Annotated in this window: 17 protein-coding genes; 7 read left to right on the top strand and 10 right to left on the bottom strand. The window is 41.3% G+C overall.

The annotated features are described in order from the left end of the window. Positions 1–62 precede the first annotated feature (62 nt). The 3 genes from HNQ41_RS16735 (at position 63) to HNQ41_RS02455 (ending at position 3,573) form a co-directional block, all read left to right on the top strand. Positions 63–197 carry a hypothetical protein gene (locus HNQ41_RS16735; RefSeq protein WP_281393956.1) on the top strand — a complete coding sequence of 45 codons (135 nt, stop codon included), beginning with the start codon at positions 63–65 and terminating at the stop codon, positions 195–197. Positions 198–368: 171 nt separating this feature from the next. After that, on the top strand, positions 369–1,373 hold the full coding sequence (locus HNQ41_RS02460; protein WP_184662844.1) for a zinc-binding dehydrogenase: 1,005 nt from the start codon (positions 369–371) through the stop codon (positions 1,371–1,373). A gap of 160 nt (positions 1,374–1,533) precedes the next feature. Continuing rightward, positions 1,534–3,573, top strand: coding sequence for a methyl-accepting chemotaxis protein (locus tag HNQ41_RS02455; protein WP_184662843.1), 2,040 nt, complete (start codon positions 1,534–1,536; stop codon positions 3,571–3,573). 71 nt (positions 3,574–3,644) lie between these two features. On the opposite strand, the gene HNQ41_RS02450 is transcribed toward HNQ41_RS02455, so the two are convergent. From HNQ41_RS02450 to HNQ41_RS02440, 3 genes are all read right to left on the bottom strand, one after another. Beyond that, on the bottom strand, positions 3,645–5,171 hold the full coding sequence (locus HNQ41_RS02450; protein WP_425506950.1) for a glycine betaine uptake BCCT transporter: 1,527 nt from the start codon (positions 5,169–5,171) through the stop codon (positions 3,645–3,647). Positions 5,172–5,382: 211 nt separating this feature from the next. Beyond that, entirely contained in the window at positions 5,383–5,790 is a 408-nt protein-coding gene (locus HNQ41_RS02445; RefSeq protein WP_184662841.1) for a cupredoxin domain-containing protein, read from the bottom strand. A gap of 187 nt (positions 5,791–5,977) precedes the next feature. After that, positions 5,978–7,639 (bottom strand): glycoside hydrolase family 13 protein, encoded by a 1,662-nt coding sequence (locus HNQ41_RS02440; protein WP_184662840.1) that lies wholly within the window; start codon positions 7,637–7,639, stop codon positions 5,978–5,980. Positions 7,640–8,609: 970 nt separating this feature from the next. Between HNQ41_RS02440 and HNQ41_RS02435 the strand changes: the two genes are divergently transcribed. After that, positions 8,610–9,737, top strand: a complete 1,128-nt coding sequence (locus HNQ41_RS02435; RefSeq protein ID WP_184662839.1) for an SEC-C domain-containing protein — start codon at positions 8,610–8,612, stop codon at positions 9,735–9,737. A 239-nt stretch (positions 9,738–9,976) separates the two neighbouring features. Here HNQ41_RS02435 and HNQ41_RS02430 read toward each other — a convergent pair whose 3' ends face one another. The 7 genes from HNQ41_RS02430 to HNQ41_RS02400 all read right to left on the bottom strand — a co-directional run bounded on the left by HNQ41_RS02430 (position 9,977) and on the right by HNQ41_RS02400 (position 18,635). Then, the gene (locus HNQ41_RS02430; RefSeq protein ID WP_184662838.1) at positions 9,977–11,062 is read right to left on the bottom strand and encodes a DUF871 domain-containing protein; all 1,086 of its coding nucleotides are present in this window, start codon (positions 11,060–11,062) and stop codon (positions 9,977–9,979) included. An 81-nt stretch (positions 11,063–11,143) separates the two neighbouring features. Continuing rightward, entirely contained in the window at positions 11,144–12,508 is a 1,365-nt protein-coding gene (locus tag HNQ41_RS02425; RefSeq protein WP_184662837.1) for a PTS transporter subunit EIIC, read from the bottom strand. Between the two features lie 29 nt (positions 12,509–12,537). Continuing rightward, positions 12,538–13,425, bottom strand: a complete 888-nt coding sequence (gene murQ / locus HNQ41_RS02420) for an N-acetylmuramic acid 6-phosphate etherase (protein ID WP_184662836.1) — start codon at positions 13,423–13,425, stop codon at positions 12,538–12,540. Between the two features lie 212 nt (positions 13,426–13,637). After that, positions 13,638–14,492 carry a MurR/RpiR family transcriptional regulator gene (locus HNQ41_RS02415; protein WP_184662835.1) on the bottom strand — a complete coding sequence of 285 codons (855 nt, stop codon included), beginning with the start codon at positions 14,490–14,492 and terminating at the stop codon, positions 13,638–13,640. A 312-nt stretch (positions 14,493–14,804) separates the two neighbouring features. Then, positions 14,805–16,790 carry a glucose-specific PTS transporter subunit IIBC gene (gene ptsG, locus HNQ41_RS02410; RefSeq protein ID WP_221301823.1) on the bottom strand — a complete coding sequence of 662 codons (1,986 nt, stop codon included), beginning with the start codon at positions 16,788–16,790 and terminating at the stop codon, positions 14,805–14,807. 67 nt (positions 16,791–16,857) lie between these two features. Continuing rightward, complete coding sequence (locus tag HNQ41_RS02405) at positions 16,858–17,748, bottom strand: dimethylarginine dimethylaminohydrolase family protein (RefSeq protein ID WP_184662834.1); 891 nt, start codon at positions 17,746–17,748, stop codon at positions 16,858–16,860. Positions 17,749–17,900: 152 nt separating this feature from the next. Beyond that, a complete protein-coding gene (locus HNQ41_RS02400) occupies positions 17,901–18,635 on the bottom strand; it encodes a sulfite exporter TauE/SafE family protein (RefSeq protein WP_184662833.1) in 735 nt (244 codons plus the stop codon). A 227-nt stretch (positions 18,636–18,862) separates the two neighbouring features. On the opposite strand from HNQ41_RS02400, the gene HNQ41_RS02395 reads away from it, so the two are divergent. The 3 genes from HNQ41_RS02395 (at position 18,863) to HNQ41_RS02385 (ending at position 22,606) form a co-directional block, all read left to right on the top strand. Next, entirely contained in the window at positions 18,863–20,458 is a 1,596-nt protein-coding gene (locus HNQ41_RS02395) for an aspartate:alanine exchanger family transporter (protein WP_184662832.1), read from the top strand. A 333-nt stretch (positions 20,459–20,791) separates the two neighbouring features. Then, complete coding sequence (cysP, locus tag HNQ41_RS02390) at positions 20,792–21,874, top strand: sulfate permease (RefSeq protein WP_184662831.1); 1,083 nt, start codon at positions 20,792–20,794, stop codon at positions 21,872–21,874. A 3-nt stretch (positions 21,875–21,877) separates the two neighbouring features. Then, positions 21,878–22,606 carry a phosphoadenylyl-sulfate reductase gene (locus tag HNQ41_RS02385; protein ID WP_184662830.1) on the top strand — a complete coding sequence of 243 codons (729 nt, stop codon included), beginning with the start codon at positions 21,878–21,880 and terminating at the stop codon, positions 22,604–22,606. Positions 22,607–22,676 lie beyond the last annotated feature (70 nt).

Below are 22,676 nucleotides of genomic sequence, written 5' to 3'. Positions count from 1 at the left end.
CGTCCGAACGCGGTGTAAGTATGTCACATAGACATACTAGTAAGGGAAGGGGGCGTTTTGAAATGAAACAATTTCTCTTCATCGTCCTCGCATTGTTTCTCATCGTATTTGCGTTGCAATTTGTCGCAGCATTACTACCGATTCTTGTCGTATTTCTGCTTATATATTTGCTCTTTCGCGCATTTTACAGCGGATAACTGACATGACCTCGGCATTTGTCGAGGTTTTATTTTTTAAGAAAGAAATGAAGTTTTTCTGTCTGAAAAAAACTTTCCATGATTTAGGTGATGGAATGTTAGAATGTTAAAGAGAATCTTTTTCGGTTACATTTTCGTTTATATTATTCTAGAGAAAGAGGTGTTTACATAATGAAGGCAGTTAAGATTTATGAAAAGGGTGGCCTAGAGCAGTTGGTTGTTGATGAGGTTGCTAAACCAGAAGTACGAGCAGGAGAAGTACTCGTGCGTGTCAATGTGGCAGCGATGAACAGACGCGATGTGTTCGTTCGTAAAGGACAATACCCAGGTGTGAAATTCCCAGCGATTCCTGGTGCAGACGGTGCTGGTGAAGTTGTGGAAGTTGGAGAAGGTGTTTCAAATGTTGAAGTTGGTCATGAAGTTGTCATCAATCCAGCCTTGAATTGGGGAGACAACCCACGCGTTTTCGGGCCTGACTTTTCCATTTTAGGGGTGCCTGTTGACGGAACGCATGCGGAATATGTTCGCGTACCAGCAGAAAATGTGACTTCCAAGCCTGCATATTTAGAATGGGATGAAGCTGCGGCGTTACCATTAGGTGGTACGACGGCTTATCGAGCGTTGTTTACCCGTGGTGAGTTGCAAGCGGGAGAAACGGTTGTCATTCCTGGTATCGGCGGAGGTGTCGCGACGTTCCTTTTGCAAATGGCAACAGCAGCAGGGGCGAATGTGTATGTAACCTCAAGCGATGATGCAAAGATTGAAAAGGCGAAGCAGCTCGGTGCCGTTGACGGTGTCAATTATCGTACGGAAGAGGATTGGCGCAAGCAATTGAAGAAGATGACCGGCGGAGCGGACTTGATCGTTGATACGATCGGGGGCGACGTATTTAATGAGTTGGTGAATCTAGCTAACTCAGGGAGTCGGATTGTCACTTTCGGTGCAACAGCAGGTCCTGTGAACAATTTGATGATGCCATTAGTGTTTTTAAAGCAACTAGACATTAAAGGAACTTCGATGGGAACGCCTGAAGAATTTGCTGCAATGCTTTCGTTTTACGAAAAACATGAGATTCACCCTGTGATCGATACGTCATTTTCTCTTGATCAAATTCGTGAAGCACACGAATATATGGAAAAAGGCCAACAGTTTGGAAAAATCACTTTGAAGTGCTAAAGCACTCTTGAGGGACAGTCCCGCTTTACTTCGGTAAAGCGGGACTGTCCCTCTTTCGATTTTGACCGAAATCTCCTTTTATGTTTAAATAGAATTTAAGTTTGTTAAAAATATATTTAACAAACTTAAATTCTTGAGAAGGTTCAAAGGGGTTTCGAACATGTTTAAGAACCGTAGTATTCAATGGAAGATTATGAGTTTTATTCCGATGGCATTAGTTGCACTTATTTTATTATCTTTTTTTAGTTATTCATTTTCGAAGGCGGAGTTGGAGACACAAATATCAGAAAAGATGGGTCATATCAATGCTGAAGTGATCAATGATATCGACGCTCAATTCCTAGCCCATCAGAGAATAGGTGAGTCAATCGCTGCAATGGTTGAGGCACGTGGAAATGCGTTAACAGCAGAGGACTATACGGAGACATTAAAACGATCTGTTGAACTAAATGAGGATACGTTTGGCACGGGCGTGTGGTTTGAGCCTTATACTTTTGCTGAAGATGTGGAATATTTTGGTCCTTATGCCTATGAAGAAGATGGGGAGGTTTTGTTGACAGATGAATATGAGACATCAGATTATGATTTTCCAAGTCACGACTGGTATCAGGTCGGTGAGGAATCCTCTGATGTTGCATGGACGGAACCTTATTATGATGAAACGTTAGATATTACGATGGTGACGACATCGATTCCATTTAAGGATGAAAATGGTCAGTTCGGTGGCGTTGTCACAGCAGATATAGATATTACAAACATTCAACATCTCATCAGCGACATTGAAACAGTTGACCAAGGTTGGGCATTTATGGTCGGTGAAGATGGTGAGTTCATCTCGCACCCTGATGGTGAGAAAGTTATGCAAAAAAATATCGCTGAAGATCACCAATTGAGCGAGTGGAGTGAAGACCTTCTACATAACGAGTATGGAACGATCGTTGCTTCTTTAGATGATGGAGACGCAGAGGTATTTTATCAGGAAGTTCCTAGAACGGGATGGACGATTGGATTAGTTGTTCCAGAAGATGAAGCGTATGCGCCTCTCAATGGATTATTGTCTCAGATCATTGTTGTGAGCGGAGGAATTGTGGCGCTCCTTGTAGTAATTGGCATCCTTCTTTCGAGGAGGTTAATTCGCCCGATTGTTAAGTTGAATGAAGAAGTGAATAAAGTGGCAGATGGTGATTTGTCCGTTCGTATTGTGAATGAATCGAATGATGAAATTGGGCAATTAACGAAGAATTTTAATGATATGACTGAAAACATGCGTCAACTTATCGAGGCCGTACAACGTTCAGTAAATACAGTATCACAGTCGTCGGAAAATTTAAGTGCTGTCGTGGATGAAACGACAGCTTCAAGTGAGGAAGTAAGTCGAGCTGTTGATGAAATTGCCGATGGTGCAAGTCATTCTGCATCATACGCAGAGGAAACAAATCAACAAACGGTCACTTTATCTGAACAGATTGAGCGTTTACTAGAGCAAGCGAATCGTATTAATGGAAACGCTCGTGAAGCGAAGGTGCAAAATCAACATGGTATAGAGCAAATTGAATTATTGAGAAATCATTCTACGCATGCCGACTCGGTGATTGCATCTGTTCAACAAGTGATCCAAGGTTTATCTCATAAAGTTAAAGAAATAGAAAGTATTATTACTACAATTACAGGTATTTCTGAACAGACGAACTTATTAGCATTGAATGCATCTATTGAAGCAGCGCGAGCCGGTGAACACGGGAAAGGTTTTGCTGTAGTTGCTGATGAAGTGCGAAAGTTAGCGGAAGAAACGTCACGAGCAACCGACCATGTCAAGGAAACATTGAAAGGGATCGAAGCTGAATCGGAACAAGCCGTTCGAGAAATGAAAATAACAAGTGAAATTTCTGGTGAACAAAACCAAGTTGTTGAAGATACAGAAAGTGTATTCAAAACAATTTTTAACACTATTGATGGAATAACAGTAGCGATGACAGATATGACAGATCGTATAAGCGAAATGAATGAATACAAAGAAAAAGTTGTTGGAGCGATTCAAAACATTTCGTCAGTGGCACAAGAAAGTTCGGCAGCGAGCGAAGAAGTAAGCGCATCAACAGAAGAACAGACAAAGGCTATGCAATCAATTACGACATCAGCTGAAGAATTAAAAGAGTCAAGTGAACAATTAGCATCTATGATGAATCGATTTAAAACATAAACGTAAAAGTGCTGTGCCAACAGGTGATTTCCCTGATATTTGGCACAGCGTTTTTTGTTTCATGAAAGGTTCTAGCGATATGCTTTTTTCGGTTTCTTCTTTTTAATCCGCCCAATACCAAGTGTCTTTGCATCTGTAGATAAAGCTTTAAGGAAACTTAAAGTCATTAAAGCCATTATGATGGAAAAGGGTAAGGCTGCGACAATCATCGTATTTTCTAGCGCTTGTAAGCCACCTGAGTATAGGAGCACTAATGATGTTGCTGATAACATGACGCCCCAAGTTAATTTAATACTTTTTCCAGGTGATTGCGATCCATTAGTTGTCATCATGCCTAAAACGAACGTCCCAGAGTCGGCAGACGTAATAAAGAAAGTTCCGATAAGGATTAAGGCAACGATCGATGCTAAAAATCCAAGTGGAAATTGGGCAAATACTCCGAATAACGATTCTTCAGCCGCTAAAGTGGAAATTTCAGCAATTCCTTTGTGTTCAGTCATAATCGCCGTACCACCAAATGTTGAGAACCAAAAGAACCCAACGATGGAAGGAACAAATAACACAGCAAAAACAAACTCTCGAATCGATCGACCTTTAGACACTCGTGCAATGAAAATCCCGACAAACGGTGACCATGCGATCCACCAAGCCCAGTAGAAGATCGTCCAGCTATCGATCCAGCCTCTAATATCTTCATCAAACGGTGCTAAGCGAAAGCTCATTGCAGGTAGGTTATGGATGTAAGTTCCAATTGAATGAGTGAAGATATCTAAAATAAACACTGTAGGACCGACAGTGAACAAAATGATCAGTAGAATACCTGCGAGAAACATGTTAGTGTTACTTAAAATTTTGATCCCTTTACTGAGTCCTGTCCACGCTGAAATCATAAATAAGACAGTGACAATAGTTATAATAAGAAACTGAATAAAAATATTGACAGGGATATCAAATAAAAATGATAAACCACCATTAATTTGTACAGCACCAAAACCAAGTGTGGTTGCGACACCAACGACTGTTGCAAGCACGGAAAGTATATCGACGATATTACCGAGCGGGCCGTCCATTCTATCTCCAAGCAGTGGTTTTAATGTTACACTGATTAATCCTCGTTCTCCGTGTCGGAAAGTGAAATAGGCAAGCACGAGTCCGATAATACCGTATATAGCCCATGCATGGATTCCCCAGTGGAAAAACGTAAAGCGCATTGCATCTGTAATTCCTTGTTCTGTTCCCTCTTGCCCTGTTGGTGAGCTAACAGCATAGTGACTAATCGGCTCAGCTGTTCCCCAAAAGACGAGACCGATACCCATACCCGCACTAAAGAGCATGGAAATCCAAGTTGGGCGAGAAAATTCTGGGCGGTCATCTTGCCCGCCTAGACGGATCCGACCGACTGGGCTAATAAGTAATAACAAACAAACGATTGTAATAATTGTGACCAAAATAAGATAGTACCATCCAAAAGATGTCGATATAAACGCTTGCATATCTGTTGTTATTTGTTCGACAGTATCTGGTGCAATCACCCCAATAACCACAAGGAAAGCGAGGATGACAACAGAAGTATAAAAAACAGTTGTTCCTTTCATGATGGTTTCTCCTTTCGTATCGTTAATCCAATGGTTTCATTCGATATTTAAACGAAACGCGCAATGATTTAGCTAAAAGTTAGTTTGTCCGAAACGATCGTTTGCATACACACGATAGAGGGACCATCCTATTTCAGAAATGAAAGAGAATGGTCCCTCTTAAAACAAAAAAGATCAGCTTGTGTAAACAAGCCGATCTTTTTAAAGTTATATATTATTCAACAACGAGTGTTGATACCATGTCGTCGTGACCTTCACCACATGGAATGCTACAAACGATTTCGTATTCACCAGCTTCAAGTTCAGCTGTTTGTGAGCCATCACCTTCGATGTCGATGTCAGTTCCTTCAATAACAATACCGTGGTGGCCTTCTTCGTTGATGAGGTTAACAGTTACTTCGCCTTCTTCAACAGTGTATGTTTCTTGATCGAAGTCCCAGTCTGTTGCTACGATATCGATTTCAGAAGCAGCAGCCTCTTCTTCACTGTTTTCTGCTTCTTCTTCTTCAGCAACAGCTTCATCGTTGTCGGCACCGTTTTCTTCTTCAGCAGGTTCTTCTCCTCCGCAAGCTGCGAGTACAAGCATGGAACCGAAAATGACAGATGAAAATAATTTTTTCATTTCAATATCCCCCTTTTGATATGTAAAAATATTCGTGAAGGGTTACTTGACCGTAAACCGTAACCGAACACTAACAATAAAATTACCACTTTTACACGTTAAAAATAAGGGAAAAAAGACTCATTTGAAAAAAATTCTAGCGTTTTGTGATAAAGAAGGTGTTCAAGATTGATTTGAATTGTAAATGTTATTGTAAGTAGACCCTTGTTTCGTACGGACGTAATGTGAATGTTGTTATTTGCTTATGGTTTGTGATATCCATGTTTGTTAAAATGATGTCTTCACTTGATAGAGGTGTGGATTCTTCTATCCAAGTCGCTTCTTTATCTGTAAGGTTAGAGATGACGATGGCTACTTGATTATTTAACGTTCGTTTGTAAGCGAAAATTTGCTTATCATTAGGCATCAGGAGATCGTAGCTTCCGTACGTAAAGATGTCGTGTTCTTTTTTTAATTGGATTAACTGCTTATAAAATTGTAGGATTGAATTAGGGTCATCAAGTTGTTGTTTTACATTGACTTTCTTGTAATTAGGGTTGACGTTGATCCACGGTGTATCATTTGTAAATCCGCCGTTTTCTTCGTCGGACCATTGCATTGGTGTACGGCTGTTATCGCGTGATGTGAAGCCAAGGTTGTTCATGATCTCCTCTTCGGAAGCGCCTTCTTCCTTTTTCTCTTTGTAAAGGTTTAGGGCAGCTACGTCACGGTAGTCTTCAATAGATGAAAAGTAGCTGTTTGTCATGCCAATTTCTTGGCCTTGGTAAATGAAAGGGGTACCTCTCATTAAGAAATACATCGCAGCGAGGGCTGTTGCTGATTCTCTCCAGTATTTTTGGTCATTTCCCCAAGTGGAAACAGAACGTGCTTTGTCGTGATTTTCAATAAATAACGCGTTCCATCCATCTTGTTCAAGTGCCTTTTGCCAGCGTGTTAATGCTTTCTTTAGTGCGACAACATCGAGTTTTGATGTCGCTTCATAATCCCACAAATCTAGATGCTCGAATTGAAAGATCATATCCATCTTCCCTTGTTCACCTGCCCAAAGGTGTGCTTCATACACGCTCACACCGTTCGCTTCACCGACGGTCATGGCCTCTGGGTAGTTGGAATAAGTCTCATCTTTAAACTCTTGGAGCCATTCGTGAATCCCTTCTTGGTTCATGTGCATGTCAAAGGAAGAAACGTATTTTTTTCCTTTTGGGTTCGGCATGTCAGGAAAACCTGGACGTTTTTTTATGTGGCTAATTGCATCGATACGGAAACCGTCAACGCCTTTTTCGAGCCACCAGTTGACCATATCATACAATGCGTGACGGACATCAGCGTTTTCCCAATTTAAATCAGGCTGACGTCGAGAGAAAACGTGCAGAAAATATTGATCGGTTTTTTCGTCATATTCCCACGCAGATCCACCGAAGATGCTCTCCCAGTTATTCGGTTCTGCGCCGTTTTTGCCATCGCGCCAAATGTACCAGTCACGTTTTGGGTTGTCCTTTGAGGATCGTGATTCGATAAACCATGGATGTTCATCACTCGTATGGTTTAATACAAGGTCGATGATCAGTCTCATACCGCGTTGGTGCATTTTGTCTAATAGTTCATCAAAATCTTCCATCGTCCCGAAATCTTCAAGGATATCTTGATAGTCGGAAATATCATAACCATTATCGTCCAATGGAGATTTATACATTGGGCATATCCAGACAAAATCTATGCCTAAGTCTTCTAAGTAGTCAAGGCGGTCAATGACCCCACGTAAGTCACCGATTCCATCGCCATTAGAATCTTGAAAACTGCGCGGGTAAATTTGATAACCAACAGCTTCTTTCCACCAAACTTTTTCCATATTATTCACCTCTTTGTAGTAGTCACCATCAAATATTGAATTCGATTTCAATACTCAATGGTCTGAAATGACAAGGATTATTTTTCTAATAGGCTGTTTTCGTAACATTTGTTGTTTTTTGATAAACTCGGAGGGGTGCTATCAGTTTTGCCTCTCGACGAAGTGATTTGATTTTTCTTAGGCATAAATCCATTTCACATAACACCGAAAATTGCACCTGTAATTCAGCGGAAATGAGAATAAAGGCAAGTAAGGATGCAAGCACAAGCACTCCTGCACGTTACTCGTCGCTGTTCCCAATTGCAATAGCCAAAATACTGTGTAAGAAAGTGATCGAGGATCACCGAACCAAGCAATGTCCTTCATTACAAAGCAATCGTTTGCACGGGATAGTCAGTCTGTGAATATATCCTTAAGTAATCTTTAGTCAAACAGCTGACATAAAATAAGACGACAATCTTTTCTGAATTTTTTGTGGATCTAAATAAGAAAACAGGAAGTATATATATCATGTTATTTCATCTCGAGCTTCCCTTTCTTATTTGTTAATAGTGAGATAATGAACGGAAAATTGCGCAAACGTTTTCGCATTCTTGTTGACAGTTTCTATTTTAACGAATTGTGATGAAAACGGCAACATTTTTATCGCTTTCATTTGTTGATGTAGCATTATATGGAGGATGAAAAATAAAGGGAAATGTGTGAAAGAAATGCAAACATCTTCATTGGTGGAAGAAAGGACTTATGTGAGAGCGAGAAAAATATAAAAAAGTCGACGCTATTTTTATTGAAAAACTCGAGAACGACGAATTATAATAAAAAGTTGGGTTTACAACGAGCATATACGATGAAAAATACTTAAAAAGGTCGAAAAAACTTGTTCGAATATGTAAATTATTAGGGGATTTTTACGATAGGGCAAACGGGATGTATAATGTTAAAAAATCAAGAATACAAATAGGAGGTCGCTATGTCAGTAGGGAGAAATGAGCTTTGCCCTTGTGGGAGTCAAAAGAAGTATAAAAAATGTTGTTTGAGCGGAGAAATGGTATCGATTGAAAAACTCGTAAGACAAGAATTGAAGAAATTTATTTATCGAATGAATGAGAGCGTCTCGGATTTATTGATGAAAGATTATAATGAATTGTCTGCTTTTGAACGAAAGTTGCGAAAGTCAGAAGAATACCCACTATCGTCAGAAGAAAAGATCCATTTGTATAATTTATGGTACGCGATCTTCGAGTATCCGTCGTTTTTGGAAAATTATATCCGTGATGCGCAGAATCACTCGAAGCGAGTCAGAACGATTGATGCTTTAGAGAAAATGTCTACAGAACAAACGGTTGTGTTTGGCACGGTTGTTGAATATGGGCGGGACTCATTTTCCATTCAGCGTTGGTTAACAGGTGAGCGTGTAACTCTTTATTCATTAAACGATCAGTTACCTTCAGTGCACAAAGGCGATACGTTATTTACACTGGCTTTAGGATATAAAGACGGTTATCTTGCCCTTCCTAGACCCATTGTAACCCCGTTTCTCCATCGGCCTGAAGCTCGCATTGGAAAGATGTATCAAAATAGTGGGCATAAGTCTGTTGAGACATTTTACGAACAAGAATTATTCGACATCCTTGGTGTATTAATTGATGATGAACGTTTTGATGATGAAAGAGATGAGGTTAGTGAAAGTAACGAAAAAGAAGCGATGTCAGTCCAAAATGCGGTAAATCAGTACGATTGGGCGACTGATACATATGCAGAAAGTGCAAATATGTTGGCTTCATTTATCGAATCATTCTCGAAAAAAGACCAAGAAAAACTTGCTGTGATGATCGATTTGCTTCATAAATATTATGAACAAAGAGCGCCACGCGTAAGGAAGGCAGCTGTTTATAGTGCTGCAATGGTTGAGTGGTTCAAGTCTGTATGTAAAGATGGTTTGTTAAACGAAACGCAACAAAAACTAGCAAAGCACTTTTCCGTTTCGCCAAATAGTATTTCTCGAGTGGCACATGACATGAATGAGGTGCTAGATCCGAAATGGCAAAATCCAGTTGATGATGAACTTGATTCGGTTTCAAAGACTCGAGCTTTATGAGTAGTTGGTTTAGAGTGGACAAGCTTTTCTGAAAAGCATGGTGCTTTATTGGAGTGAAGGGTAGGTGCTACCGAGGTAGCACCTACCCTTTGACACTGTATAACAGCAAAGCGAAATCGAGTGTAAAAAAGAGGATTTTGGACGAGAAAACGAAGATTTTCCAAGAAAAACGAGAGAAATGGATGAAAATCACGAGTTTTCTTTACCGAACTAAAGGGTAGGTGCTACCGAAGTAGCACCTACCCTTTAGTTTGGTAAAATTTCAATTGGAATTGTTCTCCGGGAGCGGTGAGGTTTAATAACGGTAAATCTTCTTCTGATATGTGCCCTACGGTGTTTACGGCGGCGCTTTTCGGGAGGGTTCGTTTCGTGATCTGTAACTCGCCTTGGTAGCGGCCGTAATGTTTGTTGTCGATCGTGATTGTACCGAGTGGTCGGTCTTTGCAGACGTTTGGTTCTATGATGAGAGCCCCTTTTTGTGCATAATGACGAGATGTCTCCGATCGCACAACGTCTCGTGCTCGATCTAATCGTTGGCGGTGGACTTGTTGAACAAGCGATCTGACGGTTTCATCGTCTTCTTGTTTGACCCATTGCGATGAAAGCGTCACGATGCCATCGTCTAAAGCCTCAAATGCATAGATATTTTTTTCCGAAAGATCAGGGTCACCAATCGAGACTTTATCGACGCCGAGGTTCCGCCATAATTCCATAGCAGCTGTAAAAGGGGAAGCACCTCGGTGTTTTTCTAGAGTTGGCAATCCCATTTCTAATGGACCGCGTTTTTGTCGGTCGCCAGCGACAAAGGCCATCGTTGTTAGTCCATATTTTTTAAATAATTGATTTTGATTGACTAAATCTGCATCATCGATACCGGTTTCTGGTCGGGGGTAAAAATTGTGCCACGCTTCGGTTTGTTGAGTATTGAGTCCGACGTCGACTAATTGTTGTAACATTTCTTCGGTTAGTGTGCTCGCGTTTAACGCGATCGTCATTTTATGTGATAAGTTAGCAATCGTTTTAATGTCTATTCCGTAATCTGCACGGAGACCCGTAATCCCCCAATCTAATAAACCTTCAGCGTTTTCAAACGAGAACCCTAAGTGGGATAAAGATGAAGGAGAGATATCTGCAATGAGTTCAACTTCTTGCATTCTTGCGATATGACCTAGGTTTTTCAAGGCTTCAACGTACAAACTAGGGTCGTCTTCGGGGATGTGTAATGATGTGAAGATTGATGTGAAGCCATGAGTGGTCATTTTTTTGATATAAGCTTCTTGGTCTTCTTTTGGTTGTTGGTTTAGGTAGATAGAGAATCCTCTCATTTTATTACCTCCGTTTACGGGAAGAAGCTGTATCTTAGGTTGCGATACAGCTTCCGCCTATTAATGATGGTACGATCGTCTTTACTTCAAGTTTTCGGCCATTTCTTCTTTGTAGCCGAACCAGTAGGTGAATAAGAAACCAAATACATAAGACAAGATGAGTCCAATGAAGTAACTAAAGTATTGGCCATCAGCGATGAGTGGGATGAGTGAAAGGCCTGATACGCCAATTCCGATCGCTGCAGTGGACATGATTGCTTGAAATGCACCGCCGACAGCTGCGCCGAGGCAAGCGGTGATGAATGGACGACCGAGTGGGAGGGTAACCCCGTACAATAATGGTTCGCCAATTCCTAAAAATCCAACAGGAAGTGCACCTTTAACGGTGTTTTTCAAACGTTGATTTTTTGTTTTCATAAAGACTGCCATTGCAGCACCAACTTGACCGCCACCTGCCATAGCTAAAATTGCCAGTAGTGGTGTTGCACCAATGCTGTCAATGAAATCGAGGTGAATAGGTGTTAAACCGTGGTGCATACCAACCATTACGAGCGGTAAAAATGTTCCGGCGAGAATAGCACCTGCAAATGCACCACCGACATCTAAAACACCATGGATTCCTGCTGTAATAATTTCGGAAACAAAGGTGCCGATTGGTTGTAGGACAACAATTGTTGCAACACCGACGATTAAAACACTGAGAAAAGGTGTAACAATAATATCTAAAGCACTAGGTACGAATTTGCGAGCGAATTGTTCAAAAATGGCCATAACCCAAGCAGCTAAGATGACGGCAAACAAACCACCTTGACCTGGGACGAGTTGTTCACCGAAAAGGGTAATACTTTCGAGTTGAGGATTGATAATCAGAATCCCGGCAATCGCCCCTAATGCGGGGGTCCCGCCAAATTCTTTTGCAGTGTTCCAACCAACGAGAATCCCAAGGTAAGTGAAGATACCGCCGCCGATTACGAGTAAAATTTGGAGCCAAGAAGCTACATCAGGGTCGACACCTGCATTTTGCGCAAAGTTGGCCGCTCCATTAATTAAACCAGATGCAATAAGTGCAGGAATAAGTGGGATGAAAATATTACCTATACGCTTTAAAAAGTTGCGGATCGGTGTATCATTTTTCTTTTTAATAGACGATTTCACATCTTCAGCAGTGTGATTGTCTTCCTTTACTTCTCCGATCTTAAGACCAGTTTCTTTTGCTAGATGTGTTGCTACTTTATTAGATGTGCCAGGTCCAACGATGATTTGCAAAGTCTCGTCTTCCACGACACCCATGACGTTCTCAACGTTACGCAAAGCCTCAATGTCTACTTTCTCGTAATCTTTAAATGTTAAGCGAAGGCGTGTCATACAATGAGAGATGGATGAAAGGTTTTCAGCTCCGCCTAAATGGGGCAAAATTCCTTGCATAATCGCTTCTTCTTTCTTCATTTTCGTAACCCCCTTACTTTAATAAGAATTTATGAAATTGCGCCTTTGACGAATCCATTTGCCTTGTCTAAGCGCTTGATCGCCTCTTCATAACTCACCTCAGCTAGAATCATGACGATCGCGGCTTTGACGTGTTGATTGGCTTTTTCAAACGTGTCGGCCGCCGTCTTTTCATCGACACCAGTTGCTTCGATAATCATTTGCTTTGAGCGTGCGATGAGTTTTTCGTTCGTTGGTTTTACGTCGACCATTAAGTTTTGATATGCTTTTCCGACTCCTACCATCGCAGCGGTTGAGATCATGTTTAGCACAAGTTTTTGGGCGGTACCAGCTTTCAAACGGGTGGATCCTGTTAACACTTCACTACCTGTGTGAATTTCAATTGGGTAATCAGCGTATTGGCTGATTTTAGAGTTAGGGTTACAGGCGATGCTTCCCGTTTTTCCTCCAATAGACTGGGCATATTGTAAAGCGCCAATAACATAAGGTGTACGTCCACTGGCAGCAAGGCCAATGACGACATCGTTTTTATTGAGTTTTAACGATACCATGTCTTCTTTACCTGCGTCGGTGGAATCTTCGGCACCTTCAATTGCTTGAGTAAACGCATCCTCACCGCCTGCAATGATCCCAACAACAACGGATGGATCCGTTCCAAATGTTGGCGGACATTCAGCAGCATCGAGAACGCCAAGGCGGCCACTCGTTCCAGCGCCGAGGTAGATGATGCGTCCGTCGTTCCTAACAGCATTGATCGCTTCTTGGACGAGAGGTTCAATCGACGGCAGAGAGTATGCGATCGCCTCGGGAACTGTTTTGTCCTCTTCATTCATGACCCGAAGTACCTCCATCGTCGTCATTTCATCTAATTGCGTCGTGCGGTTATTTCGTTCTTCAGTTGCTAACTTATTAAGCATGAGCACTCCTCATTTCTTTGTTGTTACATTGAATCCGCTTACATTGTTTATTATATGACATGGTGAAATAAAAAATCAACTAAAAATAAATAATAATTGAAATTTAATTTCAGTTTGTGGAAATAGACTTCAAGGACTATCGAGAAATTTGAGGTGAAAAAATTTAATGAAAAGAAGTGAACTTGGTCGTTCACTTCTATTTTCCTTAAGCATTATTCTCTTCGTTCTTCGGTTTTTTTACGTGACTCGACAAACGATTCGACGAGGTCTTCGCCAATTTCATGGAATATACTCACGTATAATGCATCAATGATATTAAGTTGGCTTGTCCGAGAGGCGATACTTCCGATACGTTGCTCCAGTTCGATGTCTGGAATGCACAAGGCAATGTCAGAGAGTTTATAAAGTGGTGAATTGTCGAGCGTTGTTATAGCAATGACCGTTAAGTTTCTCTCTTTCGCATAAGATGCAAGCTGGATGACTTCTTTTGTGCGTCCAGATGTGCTGAAGCAAATTACGACGCCGGTTTGATCCATCATCGTGATAAATGGAATCATATAGTGATAGTCAGCAGAGGCGACGGCATGAAAACCAAGGCGCATCAACTTATAATGACCATCAAAGGCGGGAGGGAAAGACCCCCCAACACCATAGAGTCCGACCTTGGATGCATTCATAATCACTTCTATCGCACGCTCGAATTCATGATGACTTAACGTTTTTGTCGTCATATCGAGGGACATGCGATTTAACGAGGTTACTTTTTGAAACAAACTATGTGGAGTGTCATGCGTTTGCAAAAGTGATGCACTATTGATTGTCGCTTCACTGTGGGTGAGTTCTTGCGCTAATGCCACTTTTAACATTCTGAAGCTATCGAGTCCGATTCTTTTACAAAAACGGATGATGCTTGCTTCACTGGCGTTCGCCTGTTCGGCCAATTGTTTGGTCGTCATCGTTGGGACGAAATCTCCGTGTTCAAGGATGTACTCAGCAATTTTTCGTTCTGCACTCGTGAATGATGAGAGCTGTGCTTGAATTTTCGACAAAATCACGCGATCGTTCATGTTGTGCCACTCCATTTCGACGCTAGGTTTCATGAAAAGGTGTACATTTATAATAACATAAACTTTATCACAGTGAAGGGTAGGTGCTACCGAGGTAGCACCTACCCTTTGACACTGTATAACAGCAAAGCGAAATCGAGTGTAAAAAAGAGGATTTTGGACGAAAAAACGAAGATTTTCCAAGAAAAACGAGTGAAATAGATGAAAAATCACGATTTCCCTTTAGTCGAGTAAAGAGTAGGTGCTACTTCAGTAGCACCTACCACACCTACCCTTCACTCTTTTAAAGCGGTAACGCCGGTCTTACGTAGATCACTTCTCTTCTTTCTCAATAGTAACCAAGTTTTCGTCACCCGTTGATACAGTACCTTCTTTTTGTAACTGGACGGATTGACCTTCATCCAAATTTGTGAACACAATCGGTGTGATAATCGAAGGAACCTTGTCGCGAATCTCATCAATATCTACTTTTAACAACTCCTGACCTTTTTCCACACGGTCACCTTCTTTAATAAACGCTTCAAAACCTTCTCCTTTTAGATCGACTGTATCGATACCAAAGTGAATAAGGATTTCGTGACCGCTATCAGCTTCGATTCCAATTGCGTGCTTTGTTGGAAAGACATTGATGATCTTACCGTCAACCGGAGATTTCACGAGCCCTTTTTCCGGATCAATCGCAAATCCATCACCCATCATTTTTTGTGAAAACACTTGATCGGGAACTTCAGTAATAGACATGATATTCCCTTCAAGTGGTGAAACAAGGTCTAATGGCTGTTTGTCTTTTACTTGTGCAGATTCTTCCTTGTTTTTAGATTCATCCACTTCGACCTTGCCATCATCGACTTCTTTTCCATTCATAATATCTCGAATTTGTCCTTTTAACGTATCAGACTTAGTTCCGAAGATGGCTTGTACGTTATTTCCGACTTCCATGACACCGGAGGCACCTAGTTGTTTTAATTTCCCTTTGTCGACATCACCTTTATCTTTGACAGATACGCGCAGTCGTGTGATACAGGCGTCTAATGCGGTGATGTTATCCTTTCCACCTAACGCGTGAAGAACGCTTGTTGCTAACCCAGCTTCTGGCTTCCCTTTAGCCCCTTCATCTCCTTGGTTGTCCAATTCATCGTCTTCATCTTCTCGGCCAGGGGTAGCTAAGTCGAATTTGCGAATCGCAAAGCGGAAACCAAAATAGTACAAGAAAGCAAATACGACACCTGCCGGGATGATCATCCACGCATTTGTTGAAAGCGGCCAATACAAGACGTAGTCAATAAAACCACCTGAGAATGTAAACCCAGCTTTAACACCGAGTAGATCCATGGCCACAAAAGAGAGTCCTGCAAAAATACAGTGGATTAAGAAAAGAATCGGCGCGACGAATAAAAATGCAAATTCAATCGGTTCGGTAATTCCCGTTAAAAAGCTCGTTAAAGCGGCAGATGCCATGATCCCTGCAACGGCTTTTTTCCGTTCAGGACGAGCTTCGTGATAAATTGCAAGTGCTGCAGCAGGTAAACCAAAGAGCATAAAAGGGAATAAACCTGCCATAAATGTCCCGGCTTCCGGGTCGCCAGCAAAATATCGGTTCATATCTCCTCGGACGATATTTCCTGCTGCATCTGTGAACTGACCAAATTCAAACCAGAATGGTTGATAAAAAATGTGGTGTAAACCAAATGGAATTAAAATTCGTTGTCCAAACCCAAATACAAATGCTGCAATCGTCGTACCTGTCTCTGTTGCAAGAATGGATAATGTATCAATACCTGATTGGATCGGTGGCCAAACAAAAATCATGATCAAACCAAGTAAAACCGATGTTGCGGCAGTAATAATCGGTACGAAACGTTTTCCGGCAAAGAAACCGAGAAACTGTGGTAACTCGATATTATAAAAACGTTTATATAGGAAGGCGGCAACAAGACCAATAATAATACCGCCAAATACCCCCATATCTAATGTATCCATACCTAAAACATTAGCTGTTTCTACGCCCATGTTTTCTGCCATAACACCTACTGTCTGTGTCATAACGAGAAAGCCGATGACCGCTGCTAAACCAGCAACACCATCACCATCAGCTAAACCAATAGCCACACCGACGGCGAAAATTAACGGTAAGTTTCCGAAAATAATGTCACCAGCTTGCGACATGACAGCAATGTCCAGGACGTTTTCGTGTCCGATCCCAAGCAACAACCCAGCTGCTGGTAATACGGAAACGGGTGTCATTAGTGCTCGACCGACCCGTTGCAATAGACCGAATCCCTTTTTGAATATATTCATTGTCATCCTCCTTCTTTGGTGCGTTGAAGTGTTAAACGGTAGGTGCTACCGAAGTAGCACCTACCCTTCAGTGGACTAAAGTATCATCTGCCGGACTGTTTTCGCGCAGTATTGGCAATGTACAACAACGAAAAGAGCCGCCAGACTTAATGATCTCGCTAATATCGACTTCGATAACCTCGAACCCACGGTTGCGGAGTTCTGTGTTAACCTGTTGATTTCCTGGAAGACTGAATACTTTACCCTCACCAATGGAAAATACATTTGGACCTAACGAAAACTGCTCGTCCTCCGTCACTTCAATGCAGTTATACCGCGACCGCAGCCACTTTTCTGTTTCAGGCTCGATCACTCCTGGGTAAATCAAAGCATCGTCAGGTGACAAAATGTTAAAAACGCAATCTAAATGAAGGTATTTTTCATCAAACGGAACCGCGACGATCTCGTATTGTGGTAATAATCGCTTCAAGAGGTTGATCGCCGATTCGCTCGTTCGACTACTAATCCCAATATAAACCGTTTGTTTATCGATCAGCACATCGCCACCTTCAATTTGATCGCCAGCGATGTTGAAATAAGAAAGCAAATCGCCTTCCAACCACGTACGAAACATATTCTCTTCACCTTGTCGAATACCATGCGCCATATCAGAGACAAACACCGTGTACCCAAGCGTAAAACCGATATCACGCGTGAACACTTGCTCAGGATAAGTACGCAGCGGTGTTAATAACACAACATCGACACCATGCTCTTTTAAAACCTGCACAAAGTAATCGTGCTGTTGAACCGCTTTATTAATATCAATACCTTCCGCTTCATACTTTTCTTGTGTTACATTTATCGCCTCACGAATCTCCATATTGGTTGGCGTACATAAAACGACTTGACGCAATTTATCATACTCAGTCGCGCAATAAGATCGCGCAGCTTCCAACGAATCAGCACCACTACTCATCTCTCGTCCGACTCCTTCCATATTTATTTATTTTTAACATGTCCTTTGAGAAGAAAAGATATGCTGAAAGATTTGCGAAGCTTTCCTTTTATACAAGAAAAAGTGCTAAACCTTTGTGTGGAGGTTTAGCACTTAAATAAGTTTTTGGATATTTAGCCGAACAATATAAGATTGATCGCAGCAACCGCCACGACCGTAGCGGCGAGCTTTTTAATATTTTCTTGCGATAAATGTTTAAACCAACGCATGCCAAGTCGTGAACCAATTAACACAGCAAAAATCCCAATAAGGAAGTAATTTAAAAATTCACTGGAGAAATCGCCATTTACGCCGTGTGTGATAATCGTAATTAAGTTCGTAAACACAAATGTCGCTTGTAAGTTGGCGGTGTACGCGTATTTATCGTCACTAAAAAACAATAAGAAATAAAAAACGAAAAAAGGTCCGCCGACAGCAAAAATACCGCCGATAAAGCCACCGAAGAAACCGAGCACAATCGGTAACCAGGCGCGCTCCATCCAAGGTGCAGGTGTCGGTCGCTTGCTACGAAATAAATAAATAACAACGGCAATTAAAAAGACACCGAGGATCGTTTCGAGAATTTCCCAATCACCATAATTGTGCAAAATGAAAAAAGCGCCAATTCGTCCGACAAAAGCAGCGCTTAAAAGGATGATCAGTTTACGGAATTGGATATGAGGGATCACTTTAAAAATAATACTGATTGAAGTAATTAATGCTAATGAAATCACGAGTAAGGTACTTTCTTTCACCGTAAATAAAAACGGTAAAAAACTCATCGCGAACAAACCGAATCCGAAGCCGCTAGCACCTTGAATAAAACTTCCGATTAGTAAAATGGCTAAAATAAATAAAAGTTCTGTCATGTGAATCTGTCGCCTTTCTGTCTGTTTCTTCTTATTTTACATGAAATCGTGCGCAAATGGTGGAAAGAGATTTTAAGACGCAGTTTGTAAATTAACATTTTTGTGAAAATAGAGAAAAAAGGATTTCAGTGACATGAAAAAGCGTTATAATACGTGGATAGAGTAAAATCGACAGAATTCGATATTGGCGATTTGGACATTTTTTAACAGCGAAGGGGAGACCACAGATGGATGTGCTAGCGTTGTTAGACGACCCACTAATTTTAATTTTTGTTATTTTATTTTTAGGATCACTTTTAGGACAGTGGTCTATAAAAGGTGTCAGTTTAGGGTTATCGGGCGTCTTACTTGTTGCGATGTTTTTTGGTCATTTTGGTTACGGAATATCACCACTCATTCAAAATTTTGGGCTCAGTTTATTTATTGTATCTGTTGGGCTACAGGCGGGGCCTCGTTTTTTTCGAATGATGAAAAGTAGTGGCATTGTTTTTGGTATTCTTGCCACTTGTATTGTCGTAGTTGCTGTCATTACAACGGTGATTGTATCTTATTTATTAGATTTATCCGCGCCACTTAGCATTGGCTTAATGACAGGGGCGTTGACAAGTACGCCGGGTTTAGCAACAGGATTAGAAGCAACAAATGATCCGATTGTTTCTGTCGGTTATGGGATCGCTTATCCGTTTGGGGTGATCGCGGTTGTTTTGTTTGTGCAATTATTTCCGAAGATTTTAAAAGTCGATGTAGAAAAAGATGTAGATCGAAAAGTACGACCTGGTGGCAAACGTGGGGCTCCACAGTCGATGACGATCAAAGTAGAGAGTGATGCTGTTCATAAAAAAACGTTGAAGGAGTTACGACTAGATCGCAATAATTCGGTTGTGATCAGTCGGGTTGTTCGTGGGGAGAGGACCTTTATTGGTCGAAATGATACGGTTGTCTTGAAAGGTGATTTATTAATTGCGGTTGGTTATTTAGGGGATTTAAGACAATTAAGAGATCGTATCGGCTCCCAAGTTAAAGGTGAAGTTGATTATACGGATCACTTATTATTGAAACGGATTACCGTTGAGTCTCAAGAACTTGTCGGAAAGAGCTTGCGCGAATTGAATTTACGGGCTACGTATGGTGTGACAGTCACGCGTATTGAACGTGGGGGATTTGAATTTAATCAGAGTGCCACATGGCGATTAGAAGAAGGGGACATCCTTACCGTGGTTGGTTCTGAAGACCACATACAGGAAATCGAAAAGTTATTCGGAAAACATGAACATGAAGAAACAAACGTTCATATCATGTCACTCAGTTTAATTTTACTTGTCGGGATGTTTATTGGCATGATTCCGATCTCTATTCCTGGTTTTGGCACAATGACGCTCGGTGTGGCGGGTGGTCCGTTATTTGTTTCGATTCTTATCGGTCATTTCGGTCGCTTAGGGCCTATTAGAGCGCGTTTTTATCAACCTGCGACACGTGTCATTCGCGATATCGGCCTCGTTCTTTTTTTAGCAGGTGCTGGTACAACTGCTGGCGAAGGGCTTGTCACCGTTGTGATGGAAGAAGGGATCCGACTCGTGATCGGAGGCGCAGTTATTACAATTTTGCCGATATTCCTTGGCTTCTTCATTGCAGTGAAAATCTTTCATTTAAGCATTCTTCATTCATTAGGGGCATTATGTGGCGGATTAACGAGTACACCAGGTTTAGGTGCAGTTAATTCAATCACTGAGCGAGATGATCCAGCAATTGCTTATGCAGCAGCTTATCCATTTGCACTTATTTTGGTCGCCATCGCGGCGCAAATTTTAGCTGTCATTTTATAGTAAAATGCTGTTGACAAATACAGGGTAAAGATATAAAATTTACCTAAATTATAGGAATTATAAGAATTTAATGGGTTTTCTTTATCGCGAGAAAAGTTAGTAAATGACTTGTTGTACATTTCGTCAGACTGTCGGTATAAGCGATAGCTGGCGTAAAAGATAAGAGGGGGGGATGTCTCGACCAATCGAGCGTCTTGACCCCTTATCGATACAATTTTAAAATGATTTGATTTTTTTTACACCTCAATCCTGACTAAATAGGTAAGAATTATATGATTGGTGTAATTTTAAGGCGGTATCGTACCACTAAAAGGAAAAGAAGGTGTGTGATAAATGATTTTAACTTATGTCGTCATCATTATTGCTTTGTTTTTTGCGATGAATATTGGTGCAAGTGGTGCAGCCGCGACGATGGGGCCAGCTTATGGAAGTGGGGCTGTGCCGAGGAAAAGAATCGCATTATGGTTAGTAGCCATCGGTGCATTTCTCGGAGCAATTATAGGTAGCCATGAAGTTGTCACAATGGTTGGTGAAGGGATTATCCCAGCTCAATCATTAACGGTAGAAATTGCCTTTGTGATTTTACTGTCTTCAACATTGACGTTGTTTTTGGCAAACATTCTCGGTATTCCTTTATCTACAAGTGAGGTCACGATCGGTTCGATTGTCGGAGTTGGGGTCGCCTTTCAGACTCTTTATGTTCAAAATATTTTAATTATTGTTTCTCTTTGGGTCATCATTCCGATCGTCGCATTTACGATCGCTTGGATCTTCGGTAAGTTGATTAATTACTTTCAAACGCGAAAAGGCGGTCGTGAGCCTATAGGGAAAAAGAAAAAATGGCTTGTTTTTCTTCTCATCGCTGTTGGCGTTTTTGAAGCCTTTGCAGCTGGTATGAACAATGTAGCCAATGCGATTGGACCGGTTATTGGTGCAGGGTTGTTGGATGAGACAACAGGAATATGGTTAGGTGGTGCATTTCTAGCACTCGGTGCTTTGTTTCTAGGAGGCAAAGTTTTAGAGACGAACGGAAAAAAGATCACCTCACTTTCCGTCGTACAAGGAATTACGGTTTCAGGAACAGGGGGAACCCTTGTCACGATCGCATCATTGTTTGGTATTCCGGTTCCGTTAACACAAGTGACAACATCTGCGATTGTAGGGATTGGAACAGCGGATAATGGATTTCAATTATGGCACCAAACGGTGATTAAAAAAATTGTGAAAGTATGGGTCGTCTCCCCAGTGTTTGCGCTTGTTTTTTCATATTCGATGGTCCATGTGATTTTGCTTCCAAATCCATATGTGATATTGATCGTCATTAGTATTTTGGTAGCCACACTTGGATCAGTAAGTTTATACAAATCGATCAATGAAGAGAAGCGGTCCATCCATGATCAAGGAGGAGGCATTTAAGAAATGGGAGGTTCTATTGAAAGCTGGTCGTATCACGCCTTAAAAGATGAAGATTACCGACAACAAAACGAGTTACTTGAAAAAAAAGATGCATTAGACGTTTTAAAGTGGGCGTATGAAACCTTTGATGATGAACTTCTTTATGCTTGTAGTTTTGGAGCTGAAGGAATCGTTTTGATCGATCTCATTAGTAAAGTGAAGCCTGATGCACATATTGCATTTCTTGATACACATCTTCATTTTACAGAAACGTATTCATTGATTAATGAAATACGTGAAAAGTATCCGCGTTTAACGATTGAAATGGTCGAACCCGAGTTATCTTTACAAGAACAAGCCGACCAATACGGGGAGGCACTTTGGGGGAAAAATCCAGACCGTTGTTGTGGGATTCGAAAGAAACAACCATTAGAACGAGGGATTTCAAAGTATCAAGCTTGGTTATCTGGTTTGCGGCGTGAACAATCGCCAACGCGCGCCAATATAAATTATATCAATCGTGATGACACGTTTAAATCAATCAAAGTTTGTCCGTTGATTCATTGGACGTGGGACGATGTATGGCAGTACATTGAAACGTTTGATTTACCATACAACCCTTTGCATGATCAAGGGTACCCGAGTATTGGTTGTACAAAGTGTACACAACCAGTAAAAGAAGGGGAAGATTTACGAGCAGGAAGATGGTCAGGGAGTGGTAAGACGGAATGTGGGTTGCATTTAAACTCGTAAACGATGACTTATTCTTTCATTTAGAAAATGAACCATTCAAGGTTTCATGACAAAGGTTGATAGATATTCA

This window comes from Texcoconibacillus texcoconensis (assembly GCF_014202575.1).
GTDB classification, from domain to species: domain Bacteria; phylum Bacillota; class Bacilli; order Bacillales; family Salisediminibacteriaceae; genus Texcoconibacillus; species Texcoconibacillus texcoconensis.
The sequence above is the reverse complement of the archived record's forward strand: the minus strand, read 5'-3'. Positions and strand labels throughout refer to the sequence as shown.

What these genes read in the sequence shown, in the direction of transcription:
- HNQ41_RS02435 (WP_184662839.1), top strand. Translation starts at nt 8,610, where the DNA reads ATGTCAGTAGGGAGAAATGAGCTTTGCCCTTGTGGGAGTCAAAAGAAG.
- HNQ41_RS02430 (WP_184662838.1), bottom strand. Translation starts at nt 11,062, where the DNA reads ATGAGAGGATTCTCTATCTACCTAAACCAACAACCAAAAGAAGACCAA.
- HNQ41_RS02425 (WP_184662837.1), bottom strand. Translation starts at nt 12,508, where the DNA reads ATGAAGAAAGAAGAAGCGATTATGCAAGGAATTTTGCCCCATTTAGGC.
- HNQ41_RS16735 (WP_281393956.1), top strand. Translation starts at nt 63, where the DNA reads ATGAAACAATTTCTCTTCATCGTCCTCGCATTGTTTCTCATCGTATTT.
- HNQ41_RS02445 (WP_184662841.1), bottom strand. Translation starts at nt 5,790, where the DNA reads ATGAAAAAATTATTTTCATCTGTCATTTTCGGTTCCATGCTTGTACTC.
- HNQ41_RS02440 (WP_184662840.1), bottom strand. Translation starts at nt 7,639, where the DNA reads ATGGAAAAAGTTTGGTGGAAAGAAGCTGTTGGTTATCAAATTTACCCG.
- ptsG (WP_221301823.1), bottom strand. Translation starts at nt 16,790, where the DNA reads ATGAATATATTCAAAAAGGGATTCGGTCTATTGCAACGGGTCGGTCGA.
- HNQ41_RS02400 (WP_184662833.1), bottom strand. Translation starts at nt 18,635, where the DNA reads ATGACAGAACTTTTATTTATTTTAGCCATTTTACTAATCGGAAGTTTT.
- HNQ41_RS02460 (WP_184662844.1), top strand. Translation starts at nt 369, where the DNA reads ATGAAGGCAGTTAAGATTTATGAAAAGGGTGGCCTAGAGCAGTTGGTT.
- HNQ41_RS02405 (WP_184662834.1), bottom strand. Translation starts at nt 17,748, where the DNA reads ATGAGTAGTGGTGCTGATTCGTTGGAAGCTGCGCGATCTTATTGCGCG.
- HNQ41_RS02455 (WP_184662843.1), top strand. Translation starts at nt 1,534, where the DNA reads ATGTTTAAGAACCGTAGTATTCAATGGAAGATTATGAGTTTTATTCCG.
- HNQ41_RS02385 (WP_184662830.1), top strand. Translation starts at nt 21,878, where the DNA reads ATGGGAGGTTCTATTGAAAGCTGGTCGTATCACGCCTTAAAAGATGAA.
- HNQ41_RS02415 (WP_184662835.1), bottom strand. Translation starts at nt 14,492, where the DNA reads ATGAACGATCGCGTGATTTTGTCGAAAATTCAAGCACAGCTCTCATCA.
- murQ (WP_184662836.1), bottom strand. Translation starts at nt 13,425, where the DNA reads ATGCTTAATAAGTTAGCAACTGAAGAACGAAATAACCGCACGACGCAA.
- cysP (WP_184662831.1), top strand. Translation starts at nt 20,792, where the DNA reads ATGATTTTAACTTATGTCGTCATCATTATTGCTTTGTTTTTTGCGATG.
- HNQ41_RS02395 (WP_184662832.1), top strand. Translation starts at nt 18,863, where the DNA reads ATGGATGTGCTAGCGTTGTTAGACGACCCACTAATTTTAATTTTTGTT.